This window comes from Granulicatella sp. zg-ZJ (genome assembly GCF_010892355.1).
Classification (GTDB): Bacteria; Bacillota; Bacilli; order Lactobacillales; family Aerococcaceae; genus WM01.
Genome location: NZ_WNJY01000052.1, coordinates 1 through 3,827, shown reverse-complemented (window position 1 = coordinate 3,827; position 3,827 = coordinate 1). Strand labels below are relative to the sequence as shown.

The window sequence follows — 3,827 nt, the reverse complement described above, 5'->3', positions numbered from 1 at the left end:
TCCAATGTACACAGTATAGCTTTTCATTAGAAAATCTTTAAAGTAAGAACATTAACAAAAAAGGAGAAGATTAACATGAGAAAAAATTTAAAAAAATTAGTAGTGTTAGGTTTGGTTGGTGTATCTTTTGGTGGAGCGATTGTTCCTACTGTGTCAAATGGAGTAGCTTATGCTGAAAATGTTAGTAAACAAATATATACGTTAAGAAATTTAAGTGAATATGAAGTTAAATTGATTGATAAATATGTTTTTATTAAGAATGATAGATTTTATTTGAAGTCAAATGATAAATTGTCAGATGAACTTAAATATTTAGCAGAACAGTATATACAAAAAGCAAATAAATCTTTAGATGAGTATGAAGGTCATGTTTTTATTGATTATTCTTCTAAAAAAATTATGGGACTAAGTTTATTGAGTCGTGCACCTGGTAAAAACGGTTTAGAATTTCATTGGAATTATGTGAGGGTTTTTGTAGATGCTGGTGCTTTAAATATTATTTTACAAGGTGGTCTTGCTGGAGGTTTGTCTATGTTAGCAAGTAAATTCAGTCTTAATAATCATTTAGGTTCAGCTATTGGTGCAATGATTGGTCAAGCTGCTCAACAAAATGATGGAATATGGTTTGATTATAATTATTTTGTTGGAATGTTAACTTTTAGTTGGGGTGTCCAATAATGAATTTAGCAATTATTTTAGGTTCTTTGTATATTATTTTATTTATAAAAGAAAAATATGGTTGGTTAAAAAATATATTGTTTGTAGGTTTTGTTTTTTTTATAAATTATTTTTTAGAATTCTATAGATTGGATACTATTTTTAAGATTTTATGTCTTTATTTTTCTATTATGAGTATTCATTTATTTTTTGGAAGAAATAAATTTCTAAAAAATAAGGAAAATTAAAAGAAAAAGTAGTGGTTTTAAACTTGCGAAGCAAGTTTCTTCTTATCTTGATACTATATAGAAATAACTCTCATGCAAAAATCAGTCGTCCTAGGGCACTTAAACCCTTGATACGACTGATTTTTTTTGAAAAATTTCATTGATTTTTCGGTATAAAAAAATTCGCCTTGAACTGTGTTTATAAATTCGGTATAATTTAGTTGCTAAATCAAAATTATAGAAAGGAATTTACACAATTAAGAGCGAGTTTTTTTATATGGTATTTTCAAAAGTAAGATAACCATTTTATTTAAAGAAAACAAAAGGCTAACTAACTAATTACGTATATATGGTACCAAATTATGACAAAAATGCAAGACAAAAATTCAGAAAATAAAATTTTTATTGAAACAACAAAAAATGGAAAAGATAAAAAATGGCGTGAGCGAAAAATACAAAATATTGAGTTGGCAACACGTTTAAATGTTTTACATTATCGTTCGAGTGAGAGAGCTTTTTCATGCTCTGAAGTGTTAACGTTTCGAAAAGATGACGAACATTATCAGTTGTATCAAACGTGGTTTTGTAAAAATAAATTGTGTCCAATTTGTAACTGGAGACGAAGTATGAAGTATAGTTATCAGGCTATGCAGATTGTGACCGAAGCGATGAGAAGAGAACCAAAAGGACGTTTTTTATTTTTAACATTGACGATAAAAAATATTTGTGCGGAAGATTTGAATCATCAATTATCTGAATTAACGAAGTCATTTGATAGATTGTTTAGAAGAAAAAAAGTAACAAAAAATTTGATTGGTTTTTTACGTGCCACAGAAGTGACACGTAATTCAGAGACAGAATTGTATCACCCTCACTTGCATGTTTTGATGTTTGTGAAGTCGAGTTATTTTAAAGGAAATTCTGAAAATTATATTTCGCAAAACGAATGGCAAGCGATGTGGAAACAATCTGCAAAGTTAACGTATGACCCTGTTGTAGACATTCGATGTGTGAAACCAAATGAAAAAAAAGGCATTGATGATATGCAAGCGGCAGTTTTAGAAACGGCAAAATATCCTGTGAAGCCGATTGACCAAATGGGAAAAACTGATGAAGAAAAATTACAAATCACAGATGAGTTGTTTCGAGGATTGTATCGAAAAAGACAGATTGCTTTTGGTGGTTTGTTTAAACAAATCAAAAAAGAATTGGCATGTGATGACATCGAGAGTGGCGATTTAGTGAACGTGGAAAATGAAAAAAATATTTTTGAAGACGTTGAGTTATTGATTGCAAGGTGGAACTGGGACATGCAAAATTATTTTATTGAGAACTAAAAAAAGAGTTCTCTTTTTTTAGTTTTGTGTGAAAAAAAGTTTGTGAAAAAATCAGAGTACTTTAAAAATTTTTATCAGAAAAAAGAGGGGCTTGGGGAAAATTCCCCAAACAAAAAATACTTTTTCAAAAAGAAAAAGTATTTTTATTTTCGCAAAATGCCGGCATCTTGCAATCCTTGCGATTAAGAAAAAGGATAAAAAAGGGGTGTTTTTCCTGGTTTAAAAAAATCTGTTTTTGTTTGGACAACAGAAAAAAAGAGGAGATGTTTTTTTCTGAAAGAGTGGTTCGAAAAATTTCACAAACTTTAACAAAAGCGAAAAAATAAAAAAGGGTTGTGCTGATTTTTTTGAAAAAATACACTCGTTAAAAATGGTCGATTTTGGGTCAATTCGTTAATCGCAAGGATTGCAAGATGGTACCATTTTGCACAAAAAAATTAAAAAATATTTTTAGAAAAAAATATTTTTTTGATTTTTGGGAGAACCCAAACCCCTAAAAAGTTTGTGAAAATTTTTTAGGTGAGAGAAAAAATGTTGAAGAAATTTTTTTAAAATAGAGTTATCAAAAAAGAAAAAGGAACAGAGAGTAAAGAGAGAAAAGTGTTTTTTTGCGTTACACTTTTTAAACGACAGCGAGAGGTGAAGAAGAAAAACTAGTTTGAGCTGTCGGCACGAAAGAGCAAACGCAAAAAATAAAAAAGTCAACGGTAGCGGACGAGTGACAAGGTCACGACGGAGCATAAGGAGTTGACTTTTTTAAACGTGAAAGAAAACAAAACTATCTAGTTGAGTTTAGAGGCAAGAAAAAAATTTTAAAAAAATATGGTATACTTTTGTTAGGCAACTAGCCACGAAAGGTGGTGTTGTTTGTTTGGAAGTTTTACTAATTTTATTTTTTGTTGTCGTTCGCAACATGGTTAATTATGTTGTGATACCATTCTTGAGAGAGTATGGTATGCGATGGATTGAGAAACATTTTAACGATGATAAAAAAGAGTAGTTGCCTTTCTCAACAGACGCTAGGTTGTTGTTCCTAGTGAATAAAAAAAGACTAAGAGTTCCAGCTCTTAGTCTTTTCTGTTTGTTTTGAATTGTTTTACTAATTTTATTGTTGTTAGAAACAGTATAGCATGTTTTTGATGTTCTGTTAAGTGTTATGTGTATTTTTGATGATAGATGTTACTGTTAATCAAAGTCTACGGTAGATATTTCACTCTATATGTGTTTAAAACGAAAAAAAGAGGGGTTTAAGACGTTTTTATATCAAAAAGGTATCATTCTATCAAAATATATCAAAATATCTTAAATCGTTTTTTTATGTGTTTTTCAAGTGGTTTATTTTTTTTATTTTTTATTTCTAATAAATATATCCCCAATATTTAATTTTATCAAAAAAGTTTTTTATTTCAAGACTGTTTTCGCTTTCTAAATCATGCTATAAATAAGGTGTAATGATTTAGAAAAAAAGAAACAGGTGAGTCCAATGTACACAGTATAGCTTTTCATTAGAAAATCTTTAAAGTAAGAACATTAACAAAAAAGGAGAAGATTAACATGAGAAAAAATTTAAAAAAATTAGTAGTGTTAGGTTTGGTTGGTGTATCTT

4 protein-coding genes are annotated in these 3,827 nt (G+C 29.0%); all 4 read left to right on the top strand.

The features are described from left to right. Window positions 1–75 precede the first annotated feature (75 nt). A complete protein-coding gene (locus tag GMA11_RS08990; RefSeq protein WP_163546803.1) occupies window positions 76–678 on the top strand; it encodes a hypothetical protein in 603 nt (200 codons plus the stop codon). Further along, window positions 678–905, top strand: coding sequence for a hypothetical protein (locus tag GMA11_RS08985; RefSeq protein ID WP_163546802.1), 228 nt, complete (start codon window positions 678–680; stop codon window positions 903–905). Before GMA11_RS08990 ends, GMA11_RS08985 begins: the two co-directional genes overlap by 1 nt. Before the next feature lie 341 nt (window positions 906–1,246). Beyond that, the gene (locus GMA11_RS08980; protein WP_370516589.1) at window positions 1,247–2,221 is read left to right on the top strand and encodes a protein rep; all 975 of its coding nucleotides are present in this window, start codon (window positions 1,247–1,249) and stop codon (window positions 2,219–2,221) included. 871 nt (window positions 2,222–3,092) lie between these two features. Then, a complete protein-coding gene (locus tag GMA11_RS09460; RefSeq protein ID WP_255466038.1) occupies window positions 3,093–3,221 on the top strand; it encodes a hypothetical protein in 129 nt (42 codons plus the stop codon). Window positions 3,222–3,827 lie beyond the last annotated feature (606 nt).

What these genes read in the sequence shown, in the direction of transcription:
- GMA11_RS08990 (WP_163546803.1), top strand. Translation starts at nt 76, where the DNA reads ATGAGAAAAAATTTAAAAAAATTAGTAGTGTTAGGTTTGGTTGGTGTA.
- GMA11_RS08985 (WP_163546802.1), top strand. Translation starts at nt 678, where the DNA reads ATGAATTTAGCAATTATTTTAGGTTCTTTGTATATTATTTTATTTATA.
- GMA11_RS08980 (WP_370516589.1), top strand. Translation starts at nt 1,247, where the DNA reads ATGACAAAAATGCAAGACAAAAATTCAGAAAATAAAATTTTTATTGAA.